10 protein-coding genes are annotated in these 17,924 nt (G+C 65.7%); 1 reads left to right on the forward strand and 9 read right to left on the reverse strand.

Annotation, left to right across the window (positions count from 1 at the left end; translation table 11 throughout):
• Positions 1 to 70: 70 nt before the first annotated feature.
• The 3 genes from AB0A90_RS08430 to AB0A90_RS08440 all read right to left on the reverse strand — a co-directional run bounded on the left by AB0A90_RS08430 (position 71) and on the right by AB0A90_RS08440 (position 4,635).
• Positions 71 to 1,978, reverse strand: a complete 1,908-nt coding sequence (locus tag AB0A90_RS08430) for an ABC transporter permease subunit (protein WP_357243715.1) — start codon at positions 1,976 to 1,978, stop codon at positions 71 to 73.
• A gap of 125 nt (positions 1,979 to 2,103) precedes the next feature.
• Entirely contained in the window at positions 2,104 to 3,534 is a 1,431-nt protein-coding gene (locus tag AB0A90_RS08435; RefSeq protein WP_357243717.1) for an extracellular solute-binding protein, read from the reverse strand.
• A gap of 333 nt (positions 3,535 to 3,867) precedes the next feature.
• Positions 3,868 to 4,635 (reverse strand): IclR family transcriptional regulator, encoded by a 768-nt coding sequence (locus tag AB0A90_RS08440; protein ID WP_357243720.1) that lies wholly within the window; start codon positions 4,633 to 4,635, stop codon positions 3,868 to 3,870.
• A gap of 457 nt (positions 4,636 to 5,092) precedes the next feature.
• Here AB0A90_RS08440 and AB0A90_RS08445 point away from each other — a divergent pair, with 457 nt between their 5' ends.
• Complete coding sequence (locus AB0A90_RS08445) at positions 5,093 to 5,725, forward strand: DUF3995 domain-containing protein (protein WP_357243724.1); 633 nt, start codon at positions 5,093 to 5,095, stop codon at positions 5,723 to 5,725.
• 634 nt (positions 5,726 to 6,359) lie between these two features.
• On the opposite strand, the gene AB0A90_RS08450 is transcribed toward AB0A90_RS08445, so the two are convergent.
• From AB0A90_RS08450 to dpdG, 6 genes are read right to left on the reverse strand one after another with little or no spacing between them, the layout of a single operon-like run.
• Positions 6,360 to 8,357 (reverse strand): hypothetical protein, encoded by a 1,998-nt coding sequence (locus AB0A90_RS08450; protein WP_357243727.1) that lies wholly within the window; start codon positions 8,355 to 8,357, stop codon positions 6,360 to 6,362.
• The gene (gene dpdK, locus AB0A90_RS08455) at positions 8,354 to 8,857 is read right to left on the reverse strand and encodes a phospholipase D-like domain-containing protein DpdK (RefSeq protein ID WP_238672887.1); all 504 of its coding nucleotides are present in this window, start codon (positions 8,855 to 8,857) and stop codon (positions 8,354 to 8,356) included. Before dpdK ends, AB0A90_RS08450 begins: the two co-directional genes overlap by 4 nt.
• An 11-nt stretch (positions 8,858 to 8,868) precedes the next feature.
• Positions 8,869 to 13,332, reverse strand: coding sequence for a protein DpdJ (gene dpdJ, locus AB0A90_RS08460; RefSeq protein WP_357243730.1), 4,464 nt, complete (start codon positions 13,330 to 13,332; stop codon positions 8,869 to 8,871).
• On the reverse strand, positions 13,329 to 14,003 hold the full coding sequence (locus tag AB0A90_RS08465; RefSeq protein ID WP_357243734.1) for a hypothetical protein: 675 nt from the start codon (positions 14,001 to 14,003) through the stop codon (positions 13,329 to 13,331). The genes dpdJ and AB0A90_RS08465 overlap by 4 nt, the downstream gene beginning before the upstream one ends.
• A complete protein-coding gene (gene dpdH / locus AB0A90_RS08470; RefSeq protein ID WP_357243737.1) occupies positions 14,000 to 17,032 on the reverse strand; it encodes a protein DpdH in 3,033 nt (1,010 codons plus the stop codon). The genes AB0A90_RS08465 and dpdH overlap by 4 nt, the downstream gene beginning before the upstream one ends.
• Positions 17,025 to 17,924: a protein DpdG gene (gene dpdG, locus AB0A90_RS08475; RefSeq protein ID WP_357243740.1), complete on the reverse strand. Its 900-nt coding sequence runs from the start codon at positions 17,922 to 17,924 to the stop codon at positions 17,025 to 17,027. Before dpdG ends, dpdH begins: the two co-directional genes overlap by 8 nt.

Raw genomic sequence — 17,924 nt, forward strand, 5'->3', positions numbered from 1 at the left:
GCACGTCGTTGGTTCCCGATGCCGGGCCGCTGGTGCCCGATCGACACCAGCGGCCCGTTGGTCCGCTCGATCAGCCCTTCACCGCGCCGGCGGTGAGCCCTTCGGTGAGGAAGCGTTGCCCGAAGGCGTACATGATCACCACGGGGATGCTGACGAGCAGCGACGCGGCGGCGAGCTGTCCTTGCGGCACCACGTCTCCGGCGATCATCGACTGCATCCCCACGGGGAGCGTCTTGTACTCGTCCTTCGTGATGAACACGAAGGCGAAGAGGAACTCGTTCCAGGCATTGGTCAGGGTGAAGAGCGCGACCGCCAGCAACCCTGGCTTGGCCAGCGGCAGCACCACCCGGCCGAACGCCTGGACGCGGGTGCAGCCGTCCACGAGCGCGGCCTCCTCCAACTCGATGGGGATCGACGAGAAGTAGCCCACCAGCAGCCAGGTGGCGAACGGAAGCGTGAAGGTCGGGTACGTCAGCACCAGGGACCACAGCGAGTCGGTGAGCCGCACGCCGATGAGCATCTGGTACAGCGGGATGAACAGCAGCGCGCCCGGCATCACATAGGTGAGCAGCACCGTGACGGTGAAGCCCTGCGCCCCCCGGAACCGCAGCCGAGCCAGCGCGTACCCCGCCAGTGCGGCGCAGACAAGTGCCACCGCGGTGGACGCCACGGACACCAGCAGGGTGTTGAGGTACCAGCGGCCGAACGGCTGGTTGTCGAACAGGGCGCCGAACTGCTCGAGCGTCCACGGCGTGGGCCACAAATCGTCGGTACGCATGACGACCTGGCCCTCGGACTTGAAGGCCGTGACGGCGATCCAGTACAGCGGACCCAGCACGAAGAAGAGCAACCCGGCCAGCGCGACCCAGGAACCCAGGCCCGACACCACTGACGACGACCGGCGACCGCCTCGGGACTGGAGGGTCGAGACCACCCGGCCGACCGCCGCAGCGATCAGCAGGATCACCCCGAGGACCACCGCCGCCTTCCAGAAGATCTTCGGTGACGCCCAGGCCAGCAGACCGGTGACCAGCGCGGCGACGACCCACGGCAGGGCCTTGCGCGCCGTCGGAGCCCACCGTTGTGTCCCGATCCACCGCGCTGTCCGGCGTCGCCGGGGCAGTTTGATGTTGGTGTCCTGGCGCAGCAACCGGACCAGGACGAACACCAGCCCGCCGATGATCGGCAGCATGACGAGCGTGACCGCCGCACCCGCGCCGTACTGGAGTTGCAGGATCGCCTTCGAGTAGGCGACGAGCACGTACGGCGCGGTCACGTCGCCCGGGCCACCCTGCGTCAGCAACCAGACGAGGTCGAAGTTGTTGAACGTCCAGATCGACGACAGGGTCACCGTCACCGTGATCACGTGGCGCAGTCCGGGCAGCGTCACGTTTCGGAACCGCTGCCACGCCGAGGCGCCGTCGATGGTCGCCGCCTCGTACAGGTCCGCCGGGATCGCCTTCAACCCCGCCAGGAAACAGACGGTGAAGAACGGCACCCCCTTCCAGACGTTGACGAGGATGACCGACGGCATGGCCAGCGACGGGTCGGACAACCAGCCCGCCGGCCAGCTGTCGACCAGGTGCGCGCTGGCCAGCAGCGGCCCGATCCCCGAGGCGGTGAGCAGAATGTTGACGCTGCCGAAGATCGGGTCGAGCAGCGCGCGCCAACTGAACGCCGTCACCACCGTCGGCACCACCCACGGCAGCAGGAGCAGCCCGGCGAGCACGGCCCGCCCGCGGCGTCGATGGTGCAGCAGCAGGGCCGCGGCCAACCCCAGCACGACCTTGAAGACCTCGGCATACGCGGTGAAGACGAACGAGTTCACCACGCCGGTGTGGAACTGCTCGTCGCTGGCGAGGGCGAGGTAGTTGTCCAGGCCGACGAACACGGAGTCCTGCCCGTGCCGTTCCGTGGTGCTGGTGATGATCGACCGGACGATCGGCACGAGAACGAGACCGCCGACCAGTACGGCCATGGGTGCCAGGAACAGCGCACCCAGCCGCCAGTCACGACCCAGCCGCCGCTGGGTCGCGGTGAGAGAGCCGGATCCCGGCGGCCGGGTATTCGTCGCCGCCGGGACCCGCGCAGGACGGACCGACCTCACTGCGGCAGCCCCTGCTGGTTGAAGATCTGCACCATCTTCGCGTGGGCGGCCGTCACGGCCTGCGCCGGCGCCGCTCCCTGCACGACCTGCTGCATCATGTCGGTGAGGACGTAGGCCGACCCCACCGCCTGCTGGCCCGCGCTGGCCTTCTGCGGGAAGGCCAGGCCGTTCTTCGTGTTCAGCGGCAGCTTCAGTTCGGTGATCCTGCGCAGCATGGGGAACGCCGGGTCGCCGCTCGTGAAGAACGGGTCGGCATCCCAGACCTTCTGCCAGGCGGGCATCACCAGGCCGGGCGCTTCCTTCGCCACCCCGAGCAGCGCGGGAGCGCTGACCAGGTACTGCGCCAGGAGCTTGGCGAGCGCCGGATTCTTGGCACCCTTGAAGACGACGAAGCCCTGCGACTGGCCGAGCAGCAGCGGATTGTCGGTCGCCGGCCCGATGCAGTCGGAGAACACGTGGGTGTTCGCGTGCACCGGGTTCTTCTTGGTCCGGGAGTCCGCGTAGACGCTGAACTGGTTGCGGGTGTAACCGAGGACCCCGGCGAGCCAGTTCTCGTTGTTGCTGGTGTCGGTCCAGCTGGCCACCCCGGGCGGCAACATCGGCTTGTACTTGGCATTGGTGTAGATGTCGCCCAGGAAGGTGACTGCCTGCACTGTCTCGGGGGAGTCGAACGTGACCTTCCGGCCGTCATTGGCGGCGATCGACCCGCCGTAGGCGTTGATCAGTGCCTCGATCATGCCGTTGCCGTCACCGGACCGGTTCACCGTCATGCCCCAGCCGAACCGGCGCTTGGCCGGATCGGAGATCTCCAGGCACAGGTCTCGCAGCTCCTCCCAGCTGTAGATGTCCTTGGGGGAGATGCCCTTGTCCTGCATCCAGTCCTTGCGCAGGAACGACCCGATCCCGATGAAGTGGTACGGGATGGCGAACCACTTGCCGTCGAAGACGCAGAAGTTCTTGGCCTCGGCGCAGGGTTCGCCGTACTTCGCGGTCAGCGCCTGGACGACGTCCGTCACGTCCTCCAGGTCGCCCAGCGCCTGGAACTGCGCGACGAACCGGGAGTCGGTCATGAACGCCAGGTCACGGGCGACCCCGCCCTTGACCTCGGCATCGATCTTGGCCACCACGTCGCCGGCGTCGGCCTGGACCAGACTGTTCTCGATCTTCGTCCCGGTGCTGTCGGCGAACTTCTTGATCGAGCTGTCGAGAGCTTCGTTCGCCGCCGTCGAATACAACTTCTGCGACAGCATCCCCATCGAGGAGCCCTTCATCGCCGCCGCGGCGTCGATCAGCTCCTGCGGAACCTCCGGCTGCACCTTGCTTGGTGACTCGGAGGTGCCTCCACAGGCGGCCAGGCCGGCCGCGCCGAGCACCCCCACCCCCATCCCGAGAAAGCCGCGCCGGGACCACGCCGGGTTGTCCTGCATGGACGTTCGCCTCCTTCGTTTTCGGCACCGCCGGACGCCGAAGGAGCTCATGGCGAACAGTGCGATGCTCGTGCTCCAAGGTGTGTCTCTGGTCGGCGACCGCGGGAGAGATGTCGCATGCCGCTCGCCGGGTGACGCGCCGAAGTGGAGGTGATCGGCGACCGGGCCGAGGAGGTGGCGCTGACGTTCACGTTCGGCCGGGCCACGGGACCACCACCGTTCGAGATTTCGAACTGAGTTCGAGATACCGCATCGAGTGGTCGCGACGCTAGAGCAGGATTGTGACGAGTGTCAATGTTTCGATGGTGTTTCGAACCGAAAGCGCGAGGCTGGCTATCGAGGCTGAGCCCGGTAGCCCATCCGGGCGGACAGCGCGGCGGCACCCTCACGAACCAGCCCGGTCCACCGCACGTGCGCCTGGGGCGTCCAGCGGATGATCGGCGCGGACAGGCTCATCCCGGCGATGGTCGTACCGGAATGATCTCGGATGGCCGCGGCGACGCAGCGCATGGCGCTGTCCGACTCGCCGACGTCGACCGCGACGCTCTCCGCCCGGACCTGGTCGAGGTGGGCGCGCAGGCGGTCCGGGTCGGTGATGCTGTCCGGCGTCATGCCCGGCAGGTCACCCTTCAGGACTTCGTCCAGAGCCGCCTGGTCGAGGCCCGACAGCAGGATCTTGCCGACCGCGGTGCAGTGCGCCGGCAGCCGCCGCCCGACCGCGGAGACCATCCGGACCGGGTGCGTGCTGTCGAACTTGACGAGGTAGATGACATTGGCGCCGTCGAGCACGGCCACGTGGACCGCCTCGTCGCACGCGGCGGCCACGTCCCGCGCGACGCACTGCGCCTCGCGGACCAGGTCAAGACGGCCGGAGAACGCCGCGCCGAGCTGAAAAAGCGGCATGCCGAGCCGATACTGCACCGGCTGGCCCGGGACGGAGATCAGGTACGAGCGGGCCTCCAGCGTGACGAGCAGTTCGTGGACGGTGGTGCGGGGCAGGTCGAGCCGCTCCATCACCTGGCGGGCCGACAGTTGGGGATGGTCCAGGAACAGTTCGAGGATGTCGAGTGCGCGGATGACCGCCGATACCACACGGGGCATGTCGATAGTCCCTTCGAAATGCCGGACTCGTGTCAACGCGCCGCACGCGGACGAGCACCTGACGAGGATAACTGCGTCAGCCCCGGCACGGGACGCGGCGACGAGTGTGCTGCCCGCCACCGACGGCGCGTGACTCCTGGCCGGAAGGCGTACGCCGCCAACCGGCCTGGCCCAGCTACCTCGGTGGATGGAAGCCACACCATCTGGCCCCGGCAGACGCGGGCTGCCGAGACCTCGGCCCCGGCCGCCGACCGGTCATGAGAGACCGGTCCGACAGGTCGCCGCCCTGCTGGCGGTGGAGCGGATCGACCGGCACCACGATGAGTGACGTTCTCCGTATGCTCGGTGATCGAATCACGATGAGCGCATCTGCGGTGATCGATCGTGCTGCCCGTTGTCGGAGCCACGAGGATGAAAGCGCGGACGGAAGGTCGGTACCTGGTCGATGACTCAGTTGATGGCTGGCACTGAGACTCCTACTCGCCGTAGACCGGTCTGGGCGGGTTACGCCGCCGCGATCTGGGCACTGCTGTTCGCCATCCGCGGCATCTACTGGGCCCTCGGCGGCAGCGTCGGACTCGCGACCCTCTCCGAGGGGATCAAGGACCTGCACGCGCAGGGCGACCGGATGCTCTTCGCGGCTCTGTGGATGACAGTGGTGCTGGAGCTGTTCGGCGTCGTTCTGGGTCTGGCGCTCGTGCGTCCGTTCGGCCTGGTGTTTCCGCAGTGGGTGCCGGTGGTGGCGAAGCGGCGGGTGCCGAACTGGCTGCTGCTCGTACCCAGCTCGGGCGCCTCTGCTCTGCTGCTGGCGCACGGCGGCACGTTCGTCGGCTTCGGACTGAGCGCCCTGATCAAGGGCGAGACGATGACCACCGAACTCCGCTGGTACGCGATGTTCTGGGGTCCCTGGTTCATGCTCGGAGGAGTTCTGTTCGGTGCTGCGGCGCTCGCCTACCTGCGGTGGACTTCGGACCGACGCTCGTGGCGACGCCGGATCGGGGTCGCCGCCAGTGTGGTCGCCTTCTTCGGCGGTCTGGTGGCTGCCGCCGCGCCGTTCATCGTCACCTGGCTGGCGTCCGGCAGCGAGTAGGCCTAACCTCAGCCGCCGATCAGCACCTCTCAAGAGTCGTGGCGGGCGTAGATCAGCATCGCTCGTCAGGGCGGGGGCGGACATCAACCCGGGCACAGGTGGTCGGGTAGCCTGAGGCGCAGAGGGCCGTTAGCTCAATGGCAGAGCTGAGGACTTTTAATCCATAGCAATGTCTGCCAGCACTGAGACGATCATGCAACGACCTGCGCGAATGCCGCGCGCTTAATCCACTGTGGATCCGTGATGCTCGCGGGTTGCTCGCTTGCCATACGGGACGTGCCCGCCACCTGTGACAGGCACACGGCGCGGGTTGAGCTCAGGAAATGGGGTACCGGTTTCCCCTAAGGCGATGCTCTATCTGTGCACGCAGGCAATGACCTGCGCCTTCCTATTCTATTCTTCATGTGAGGGGGCCGCACGGGATGACGCGGAACTGGTCGTACTCCTCGCGTGGTGTGGCGGGGTGGGTTGACGACGGAGTCCGGCGACGAGTTGCCCCTCGGCGCGTCCGCGGAACGCGGCTCTTACCTGGAGAAGTGGACCTGGAGGACGAAACACCTGCACCGCCGGGATGCAACAGCAGCACTAGGGCGTCGTTGGGCGTCCTCCAGCGACCGCGAGTTGGGGGCACCGCTCAAATCGGCTGCCGACGCATCAGCGCTGCTGTCGCGGCGCGCAGGAGTGAGGCCGAGCCACTTCCATCAGCTTCACGGACAGGTGTTCCCGGCCGACAGTTCGCACGGATGAAGCCAGTCGCGGCGTGAGTCGCGCAGCGTGTGGCCATGACCACGACGTCGGCACGCCGAGCCCACTGTCTTAGTTGCGTGCTGCCGACGTAATCATGGCTTGTGATGACGTTGACCTGGGGTGCGACGGCATTGAAGGTCGCGGCTACCCGGTCGAGGACCTTTTCGTCCAGTGAGTACAGGAGCAGATCCTGAGCCATCACTAACGACCATGCCTCTGCTGATGATTTCGGTTCGGGCTCAGGCCACGGGAGTTCAACGGCGATTTCGGCACTCAGTTGAGCGGCAAAAGTGGCCTGATCGGGGTCGAGGCGGGTGCTGTGATCGCTCAGCGGTCGAAGTAGGCGGTAACCCAGTCGAAGCCGGGCGTCGGAGTCTGGACACGCCGACCGTGCGACGAGGTCGACGAGGTCGAGGACGACTGGGGCACGATCGGGGCCGGCCCATCGCGGTGCTTCAGCCGTCAGGTCGTCCAGGAGGTGTGCGTATGCGGGGGCGTCCGGTGCGGACCGAAGGACGATTTCTGTGAGAGCGACGACGCCGGCCAGGTCACCAGGGCTGAAACGGTCATGGGTGAGCGCGTTAAGGAGGAACTCACGTGCTGATTTCGCCGCTGGGGTCAGGTAGCGGTCCGAATCGACAAATGGGCCAACAAGTGACCAAATTCGGTCCGCCGCTGCATCGTCGAGTTGACCGAGGACGGCAGCGATCTGGTCGTCGTGCTCGGCTGCTTGTGACCATTGGCGCCACTGCTCGCCGGCAAGGACCTCAGTGACGGGTGACCGGACTGCGACGGCTTGTACCAACTGGAGCCATGACGCTGGTGCTGCTGCCGGCGGGCTGGATCTGCGTTCGGTCGGTTCTGGGACATTGCCTCCCCCATGCGGTTCGGGGCGGGTGTTGCGGTATTTCGCGGCCAGTTCAGGTGCCAACCGTTCGACCGCTTCGAGGACATCGGGTTGGTTGCGTAGGAGGTCTAAGATGGGTGTGCTGTTTACGACGATTGCAGCTAGCGCGAGGACAGTGAGCGCTTCAGGGCTCAGTTCGGAAAGTTCGCCGTTCATGAGGGCGGGGACCAGAGTTCCGGCCTCGATGAGGCGGGTCCGCGCAAGGTCGAGGTCGCCGTTTGCTAGGGGTTCCGCCAGTGCGGTGGCAAAGATCGCTGCGAGGATGGCGTCGCGTACAGGGATGGGTGGGTGCGTGATGGCGACATCTGGCAGTTCTGCGAGCCGGAGCAGTTCGCCGTTCCGGCCGAGGCGGGATAAGCGCTTGATGCGCAGGTGAGCGACGTTTGTGGCGCTGAGCCCGCCGGTGGCCGAGAGTTGGTCGAGGATCGATGCTGACGCGGAGTTGTCGCCTGCGGCCATGGCGATGTCAAACTGGCTGAGCAGCCGGCCGACGGGAGTCGGCGTATGCCAGGACCGTCGTGGGCGTGCTCGTATGGCTTGCTGGAGTAGCCGTACAGCGTCCCACATGTCTTTCTCTTTCGAGCGTGGGCTCGCGATGACGAAGATTGAACTGTGGCCGGCGAACTCAAGGACAGCCCGATCTATCGGATCATTCGGGTTGAGGCGTGCGGGCAGTCCGTGAAATCTGGCGAAGCTGGTGCCGATGAACGCCTGAAGCAGTTCACCAACCGTCGCCGCATGTCGTTCATCGTGGGGGATGACGTATGCCACCCATTGCCGGGTCTCGGGGTCCTGGCGCGGCAGGATGATGGGGACGTCAGATGCCTCGTGAAGGACTTGGAGGTAAGGAACGAGGCGGCGTCCGACAGGCGAGCCCGGATCGCGGTCCGGCCACACAGGATTTGCTGGACCGAAGAACGCTTCGATGAGCTGGTCCGCCCGAGTGGCGTAGCTGCTCTCGGTGCGGCGCCCGGTCATTCGAGTCCTCCAAAACGGTGCCGGAAGTCGAGGCGGGCGGTAGCGGCAGCTTCACTGCTCACCTTGTACGTGACGGCTTCGTCGTTGATCTGCATGCCGCGAAGGGTGAGGTTCATGGACCCCGTGAGGAGCCAATCGTCTCCGCAGAAAGTCTTCTCATGTACGTCTTCGTGTTGCTTGATCTGCAGATTCTCGCCGTCGGCGCTGCGGCGAAGGCGGTCCAAGAACGTCGAGTTGTGCCGGTCGGGACGCGAGACGACTGTCACTCGGGCCTGGTTGTAGGTAAGTAGGGATAGGACTTCGGAAAGGGTGTACATCCGGTTCGAGGGGTCGACGAACACGCTGTCGAAGCTGCCGCTGGTGTTGTCGATGGCCGGTACGTCGCTGATCCAGGGAGACACGAGCCAGAGTTGGCTGCTCGGCGCCACCAGTTCAGCGGTGAGCACGGTTGCCAGCACTGTGTCGATGCGAAGGCCGGTCGCCCGGCCGGTCCGGACCACTCGTTCCAACGTCACTGTGTAGCCTCACGAACTTCGATCGTCGCGCGTAGATTGTCGCCGTCACGTGTGATGGTGCGAACGTCGCCGTAGACCCGCAGCACGTCGCGATCGACGGCGACCGCCGGCACGGTCCTGAGGGCTGTGCTGAAGGCTCGCATCCGCTGTGCCGGGGCGACGAGCACGACGGCGCCGCGGTCGCGTACTGCCGTTCGATAGTTGTCGAGCCAGTCGACGTCGTCGACGTTGACCACAGGCAGCCGTTCGTCGTGTGCTGCCTGCGCCAAGAGCCGATCGAGGATCGGCGTGGGGGCGTATGGCTGGTAGTGCTGCAGGTGTTGGACTCGGGCCTTGTTGCCCCGGGGCCACAGCAAGCTGAACATCTGGTCCGGTGTAAGGCTGGTGTTGCCCGCATTCGGCACGGCGACTTGTCCGCTGCCGATGAGATATGCGAACACTGCTGCCTCGACCTCGAAGCCGAGGCGTTGCTGGAGGGCGTCCCAGGCGTGGACGAGTCCGAGCGCTGCGGCGTCGGTGGCGTTGGTGGTTCCTGGTCTTAGCAGGCGGGTGGAGAGCGCTGCCACGGCTTGATGGCGTGGGTGGCCGGTAAGTTTCGCCCATGCTGATCGAAGTTGTTGCAGCGCGCTCTCAGCGGCATGGGCCGAGCGCGGGTCACGGAGCGTGGACATTGCCTGCGCGGCGGGCCCTGATGGCTGGGACACGACATGGTCGAGCAGTTGCACGACGGTACTGTGAATGTAGTCGTGGTCGCTGGGGCCTAAAGCGCTGTCGACGAGGTTCCAAAAGCGGCGCGGATTCTCGGCATAGTAGTGCGTCAGTTGCTCGATGATTCCGATACCGCCCAGCGATGTTTCGCTCAGCCAGACCGCGGCGGGGCCTCCGGTCCCAGGCGGCGAAACGACGTCGACGATCAGGTCGCGGTCTTGAGCGTCGGGGCACGCGCGTTGGGCAGCGGCCAGAATCGCGGCTGCCACGGTCTCGCGGTACGTCCGTTGGGCGAGGTCTTCCGTGAGGCTTACGACTTGATCGGTCCAGAGCAGCCGTGCGTGGCGGTCGAGGCAGTCAGTGAGCCGCGCGTCGTTGCTGAGTTCAGTCAGACCGGCGACGAGCCGCTCAGGTGCGGCGGTCGCGACGGATCCGGCGTCGCGGTAGAGGGCACGCAGGATCTGTTGGACGTCGTTGCGCCAGGCGCCACGACTCAATTGGGCGTGAAGGCGTTCGCCGAAGGTCGCGTTGTTGGGCTGGATCGCGGCCAGGGCATATGCGGCCGTATACACGGTGGTCAGCCAGTTCCGCTGGAATGGATTCGCTACACCGTCGAGCGCCGGGTCCTCCGCGACGGCGGTGGCGAACGCCAGCGATCGCCACTCTGGCGATTTCAGGTGTTCGGCGACGGTCGGCCGAGTGAGGTTAAGCGGTGCGAGGTCGAACCGGACTGCGTCGACGTTTAGGCGAAAGCCCAGCGCGGCCGGCTGGCCGTCCAAGCTGTAGCGGACGCTGCTGGTGACGGTGCCTGCGGTGCCGCGGTCATAGGTCGTGTCGCATTCGGCCCCGAGCGTCATTCGGCGGACCTCAGCCGGGTTGCCGGCGGCGCTCGTGGCGAAACCAACGGCGGTGATGCGGTCGGTCCAGTTGGACGGCTTGGGGATGTCCGCCATGTAGAGGCCGCTGCTGGGTTCAAGGATTTCAGACGCCCACACCGGAATGCCCTGCGATCGATCGGCGACCTCGTCCGGTGGCTGCTGCAGAGCGACGACGTGGGGCCGGAAGACCTGAACCGGCTGGTGTCCCGTCGGTGACCACGTGCCCTGTGGTGTATAGGTCTCGACGAAACTGTCGATCTCTAGAGTGCCGTTGGCCTGGACATCTGGCAGCGGCAGCCACGTGCGGTGATTGCTGCGGCGGTGGCCATAGCGGCGGCTGACGCGTCCGGGCACTGCCTCGCGGAGCGCCCGCTCGATGGGAAGGGCTTCCCAATCCTCTGCGAATGGCAGCCGGAAGTTGACCTCCGGCACGTTCAGCGGCTCGTACAAGGCCGTGGTGAGGAACTCGGGTAGCAGGCTTCCGGGATGCGCGCCTGGGTCCGGGTCGACGGGTCGCCACCCGGACCGCAGCCGGCGCAGGGCGGTGGGCACCACGCCGAGCAGGAGGGCACGCGGCTGTTCCCAGAGCAATGCCTGAGCCTCATCGGCGCTGATGTCCAGCGCGCGACGCAGGTGGACGATCAGGCTGTCCTGCAATGTTGGGTCGATGATGAGTTTTTCCAGCAAATCGGCGAGTGCCTGCCCCTGTGCTGGAGACGGCGGGCGGGCAGTCGGGCGTGGCGCGGACAGCAGCCGGCGTGGGTCGATCCGGTTGTCCCGTAGCGTCGTGGATAGCCAGTCCAGCAGAGCCTGCGCGCCTTGGATCTTGAGTACGAAGCGGTTACGGACCGGGAGGCGGCGCGCGGTCAACTCGGGCGAGAACAGGGAGTCGTAGGCCTGGTATGCCAGCCTGTCGCGGCCGTAGTCCGACAGGGTGATGACGGTCCAGGGGCGGGTTCCTCGGCGACGTCCGGCGCGACCGCGGCGTTGAATGAAGGCAGCCGCGTCGTGTGGCGCCTTGTGCTGAAGGACGAGACCCACGCGGTCGTCGTCGTAGCCCACCTCCAGCGACGCCGTTGCAACGATGAGATCGGCATCATTGTCCACACCGACGTCCTGCGATGACGTACGTCCTACGGCTAACTGTCCCATCAGAGCGCGAGGGTCTATGTCACGTCCAATCTGACGTACCAGATCCCACGACTGACCGTCGATGAAGCGTTCAGCCCGGAACGGCGCTTCCGGTGACCGGAGCCCGGCCAAGACTCGCCCGGCTCGTCGAGGTCCGCGTCTAGTGCCTCCTCCTTCGGCGTCACACAGGTCGTCGTAGAAACGGTTCGTGACGTCCAGGTCATCAGTGAATAGAAAACCACGCGAGCCGTAAAGCATCTCATGGCCGGGGAGGTCGAGGATTCGGCCGTACAGCATGGCGGTCTGAATGGACGTCGACAGCTGGCTCGCGCCGGAGACCGGGTCGGCGCGTAGAGCAATGGCGTACTCCCGGCCTTTGTTCTCCAGGTCTTGCGGCTGGGGCGTGACGTGCTCCACCGACGCGTCCGACAGGCCTGTGAGCTGTGCGAAGAATGCAGCGGCGTCGCGCAGGGTGGCGCTCAGGCCGACGAAGGTCACCGGGTTTCGCACGGCGTGGCGCCATCGCCGGAGTACGAGTCCCACCTGGGCGCCGTGCATGCCGGTGTAGGTGTGAGCCTCGTCCAGGAGCACCAGCGACGGCCGGCGTGGGCCGCGCCAGCCGAGGAGTTGACCGAGCCCAGGGTCGGTGGCGTTGCGGTTGAGCATCTCCGTCGTGGTGAATAGAAGGTCCGGTGGATTGTCGCGTAGCGAGTCACGGGTCAAAACGACATCGTCGATGACAAGCCCACAGGTGGCCTGAGTGCAGTGCAGGCGATCCCGATTCTCGTTCTGATCTTGGCGAGACCAGATCAGTTCCTGGCGGCACTGGGGACACGACAGGTAGGGGCACACGACATCGGCGCCGCGACTGCGCCACGCACGGGTCAGGTGAGATGTCTGTGCGCGTAGACGCTGGGCGTTGTGCGGCGTGTCGCCGTACAACACTCCGATCCTGAGCCGGCGGCTCGTCCCGGCGCCGGCCTCCCCATTCACCCGCAATGAGGTGGCGACCGCCTCCCGCAACTGGTCACGCAGCAGTTCGATCCGAGGGTAAAGAGCCAGCGTATGCACACCGGTTCCGCCCGTCCGCATGTGCGCAGCCATGGCGGCGAATGCGGGGAGGTAGAAACCCAGCGTCTTTCCGCTGCCGGTGCCGGCACCGACGATGACGCCCGCGCTCTGGCGCGCATTCAGCGCCGTGGTGATCGCTCGCGTCGCGTCCACCTGGAATCTCGCCACAGTTGGATGTCTGAGCAGCGCTCGGGCGGTTGACTCATGCCCGGCCGTCCACGCCTCGGTGACGGCGAGTTCCTGCAGGGCGTCCTCGATGAGGACGTTGATCTTAGGGTAGCGACGCGGTGCTGTGTGGAGGCGGTAATCGGCGACGAGCGTTTTGCCTTGCTCCCACCAACGCGCTGGGGGCGACGTGAGGTCGCGGGGGCCGAATAGCTGTCGCAGTCGGGCGGTGAGACGCACGGTCTCGCCCATGCGTGTGCGGTAGCGGGGCGGTGACGTCGCCGGGATGCGCATCAGCAGTGCGCCATCGAGGAGGGCCGTGAGGACGTCGTCGGGGTCCACGTTTGCCGAGGTCGGGGACTGCAGGAGTCGCTCATTAATCGTCTCGAGCACCTCCTCGTGCGAGAGGGTGCCCGTGGTCACGCCCCAAACCAGGAGGGGCAGTTCGAGATCCTCCAGATGATCGAGGACGCCAGACAGGGTGCGTCCGTCGAGCCCCTGAGTCACAAACCCCTCCTATGGAGTTCAATCTGGTCGGCCAGACCGTACTCCCGTAGCATCGCGATCTCTGCGTCTGAGACTCGATCGAGTGACACCCGTCGGCCAAGGCGAAACAGTAACGCCTCAAGCTCCGGCTCGGGTTCCCGCAGGTAGCTCAGCGACTCCTTCAGGCCGGCATGTGTCGTCACGAAGGAGGAGATCTCCCGTACGTGAGGCACTTCGATCTTGCCAAGTCTCTTCAGTTCGGTGAACCATGTCTGCTGGTCGCGCTGGGCGGCAGCGGGCAACACTGCCAAACGTTGAATCGGGAGTTCGGCCAACTGCTCGCTGGTCCACCTCAGCCACGCCCCTGTCAGCGTGGCCTGCACCCGCTCAAGGACGCCCTCTACCTTCTGGCGGGCCGCGGTGATGGCGCGAACTGATGGCAGTCCGTCCGCGGCAAGTTGCGCGAATCTCTCGCGTCCCTCATCGACCTGACCCACCGGCACATCGGCGCCTTGTTCCTGCAGAGCGCGACCCGCTTCAAGCAACCGGCGCAGTTGCTCAAGCGCGCTGCCGAGGCCATCGGCCTGCGTGAAGACCCGCTTGGCGTTGTCTTCCGCGACAGACCCTTCGCGTAGCCGGTTCGCCTCAGCCGTGAGCGCCCTCGCCTTGTCTAGAACAGACATCGCTGTCATGGCCCCACCTCTGTCCACTGCCGCAAAACTTCTTGAACCCGTAGTGCCGCCGACTCGCCAGAACCGCCAGTTTTCAACCTGGCCTGGTCCAGTCGCTCGGTCAACCAAGCGTTACCAGCGACGAGGAAGCGTTCAATCGCGGCCAAGTCCGCCCCTCGGTCTGCCGCGCATGTCGCCAGGACCGCGCGGAACCGGCTGTCGTCGTCCTCGGCAGCCGCGACGCGCCCTATGTCACGCTCCAGCCGATCGATGGATTTCCAGTCGCGTTGCCGAACGTCAGCCAGCAAGGATCGGAATGTTGGCAGGTCCACCGGGCCAAGGCCCTCGTCGACCGCGGCACGAAGAGCCTGGTCAACCGCCAGCACCGTCTCGGCGCCGCTGACTCCTGCGGGTAGCAGAGCGCGAACCTTCTCGAGGGTGTGCTGCAGGTCGGCAAACTGCGCATCGGCCACGACAGCAAACTGATTGAGTCCGGACACTGCCTTGGTGGCCCACGAGGGAAGCTTGTCGGGGCGCTCCCAGGCCCACTCTTGGGATGCCTCACCAACCAAGGGCAAGGCCCGTGTGCCGTCGACGATGCGGACGTTGCCTCGCACCCCTCGCGTGAAGCCCACACTGTCTCGTAGCCTGGCGACCAGTTCGCCACGGCCGCTGCGGTGAGCCTCCCAGAGCCGATTCCATTGCGGTGTGCGGCTCAGTCCATCCGCTCGTTCCCACCCGCTCCCGTCGGCAAGCGCCGCGTTCAGCAATTCTGTGTCCTTCATGCCCGGCCAGGCGTGGCCGGCAAGCGCGGCGCCCAGCAGCGAGGCGCGGAACCCGAGGATGAGTTCCCGGTTTGAGAAGCCACGGTGGCGTTGTACGGCACGCTGGAGGTCGGGTTGGTGATGCTCCGCGATCTCGTGGAGGCGTCGTATCGCTGCCGCGTTACCTGCCACACCCACGCTCGCCAGGAGTATCTGTCGGAAGAACGTGGCGTTGCTCGGATTGCGCTTGAACCGAATCGGGGCGTCTGCCGTTCCGGGCAACCGCTCGCTCGCCGCACCTTCGATCGACACGACGGTGGAGTTCGATGGCCATGCCCTGTCGAGTTCAGCAGACTGGGGGTCCGCCACGACCGGATCGATCCACATGCATCTGTTGATCACGGCCTGTCTGATCGTCCCTCGAAGGTGAGCAGCGGTAGTTTGCGGCAGTTGACTGTGTCGTCCCTGCCATTCTTCGACATGATCGATCATCATGGCCAGGGCGCGAGGAAGTTCTTGCGCGTTGGCGCTGGCCGGCTTCCTCCTCCCGGAGGTGGTGTCTTCCGTTGCGCGTGTCGTTGTCTGGCCGGGTCCGCTGGCGAGATCGTTGAGATCGAGAAGGCCAATGCCGAATGCGGCGTGCATCGCCGGATCAAGGTTGGTTATTTGGTCTGGGGCGTCGCCCCAGAACTCAAGGAAGGCTTTTCGGCGGCTAGCGTCGGCGTGGTCGCGTTCCTCGATCTCCCGTTGCACTGCGCCGAGCATGTAATCCTCACCAGCAGGAGTGCGGTAGTCCTCGCTGAAGCGTTGATCCGGGAAGGATCCATCACGGAGGGCATGAGCGTGATCGACCAGGACGGGCCGGATGACCTCGCCGATCACCGCCCGCGGGTTGAACGAGTTGGGATTATTGTGTGCCGGTCGTGCTCGGATGGCCCGTCGCAAGGTTGGCCAGTTAAACGGGTAGAGCCCATGCCCGTCGACCGACGCACCGAAGGTGGAATGGCATGTCTCTTGGAACTCGCACGTGACGCATCGGTTGGGCACGTCTGCCCCGTTCGCGATATTGGCATTGTCTAAGGCATCTCGGCCGACGCGCGCGGCGTTGAGGTACCGGCCGGCGAAAGCCGTGATGTCAGATCGGCCCTGCTCGCCGGTGTCGAACCCAGCATCCAGGTCGTAGAGGTACGGCGTAGCCGCCTTCGCGCGGGTGAGCACCGTCTCGGCCAGCCGCGCGAAATAGCCGGTAGTCACGGCCATTAGCGTTCGGACAGGAGCCAGTTCGACCTTGCCACTGCGCACCCCCGCCTCGATCAGGGCGTCGAGCAGGTCACGCTGAACACCCTGGAGGACGACGAAGTCCTCGATCAGTAGGACGATTTCTTTGCCCTGGGCTGCGTACTGGCGGCGAATCTCCAACATCGCTTGCTGTAGGCGGCCACCGCCTATGTTCCAGGCGGCGGTGATGGCGACCGGTAACTGCTCGGTGAGGATGTCGATCGCGGCGGTTTGCAGTTCCGGCCTGTTCGTGATGAGACTCAGCAGGCGTCTTGCTTTGTCGGATGCCTTGTTGACATCGGCGATGTCTAGTGGCAGGTCGGTGATCGAGAAGGCGGTCGGTCGATCGTCTTCGCCATCCCGTCGGTCGGAGAGGAGGCTGGCGGCAAGCCGCGGGATCAGCTTGCCCTTCTGCAGCAGATGGTCGCGGACATGGGGGTCAAGCAGGAGAAGAGCGAGATTGCCTGGCCCGGCGAGGACGCGTCCTTGGCCTGGTCTGGCGTCAGCGACCGCAACGGCCTCGGACAGCTCGTTGATGAGGCGGCGTTCCAGACTTTCGACGTCCAGTTCCGAGCTCATGCGGTCGACGTCGGCGCGTAGTTGCGCCAATTCAGGGCTGTCGACTCCGGGTTGATCGAGCAGCGTCCGGACGACGGCCCGCAGGCTCGTGCTGGTCTTCGGCAGGTAGATCACCACCCGCTTGTCGGTCGACGGCGTTAACTCGTGCACCCAGCGGACCAGATGCGATTTTCCGGTTCCGGACTCGCCGGTCACGGGCATCAACAGGACCCCGTTCGGGGTGTCCCGCCCCAGGAAGTCTCGCCGTACGTCCTCCTCGGTGACTGCCGTGCCGGGGTCGTCGGTTTTGGCCTCGGGGTGTCGGCGCCTGATGCGCAGTGGCGCATGGGTGGCGAAGAAGACGGACGGTGACGGGCTGACGGCTTCCGTGCTGATGGTCGTCGCGGCCTCGATCGGTGACCAACAGAGGAACTGGCGGAACTCAGCCATCGAGTGGCTCCAGGATGTCAAGGTGGGTGATCCGGTGCGTCCCGTTAGCCCGGTCGGGATCGACGAGCAACACCTCATCGTCGGCGTCGGAGCGGCGGTCGAACTTGAGCCAGCCTCGCTCCTCGCCGCAGAAGAGTGCGAATGATAAGGCGGAGGACACGTCTATCGAGGTTTCCTTGAGGTCGAGCGCGAGGCTGTAGCGGCCGCCAGGTAGGACAGGCAGAACCTCAAGGAGAGCCGCGATCGCGTCTCGCGCTGCGAGCCGCGCGCCCGCTGGCCAAAGCATCCGAGCCGCACGCTGGACAGCGACCGCGCAATCGGGTTGGAGCGTCAGCTTGGTGGGCGTTTGCAGGAGCGGGCCGGTCGCGAAACCGAGGGCTTTGGCCCAGTAACCGAATCGGTTCCGGCGGACGTCGTTGAAGTTGGGGTCGCTGATGTGTTCTGGCAGAGTCCTGCGCAGCAGGTCAGCCATGGCGTCCTCGTCGACTGGCGTGAACGCGTCGAGAGTGAGGAAACATGCCAACGCTCTGACCAGGTCCTTGGGCCCCTGGTCGCCTTCGTGGGCGATTCCTTCATTGCGGTGAGACTCAAGGACACGTGTGCGCAGCAGATCGGCGTACCCGGGGTAGTCATCTGGGGACTTCAGTCGGCCGTCGTCGCGCAAAGTGAGGCGATCGTCTTCTAGGGCGATCAGATTCAGGTCCTGAAGCGTTCTGACCGCGTTGTCGAAGGTCTTGTCGGCGTCAGCCTTGTCAGGTGGCAGCAGGCTGCCTGGCCTCAGCGCGGCCCGTACAGCGTCGTGGGTTTGGCGCCGGCCAGGCGCGGACGCTAGGTACCTGGCAACCACCCACATGGCAGTAGGAAAGGACGCAGGCTCGTTCAACAGCGTCAT

Origin of the sequence: Micromonospora sp. NPDC049204 (genome assembly GCF_040647935.1) — a bacterium.
Classification (GTDB): domain Bacteria; phylum Actinomycetota; class Actinomycetes; order Mycobacteriales; family Micromonosporaceae; genus Micromonospora.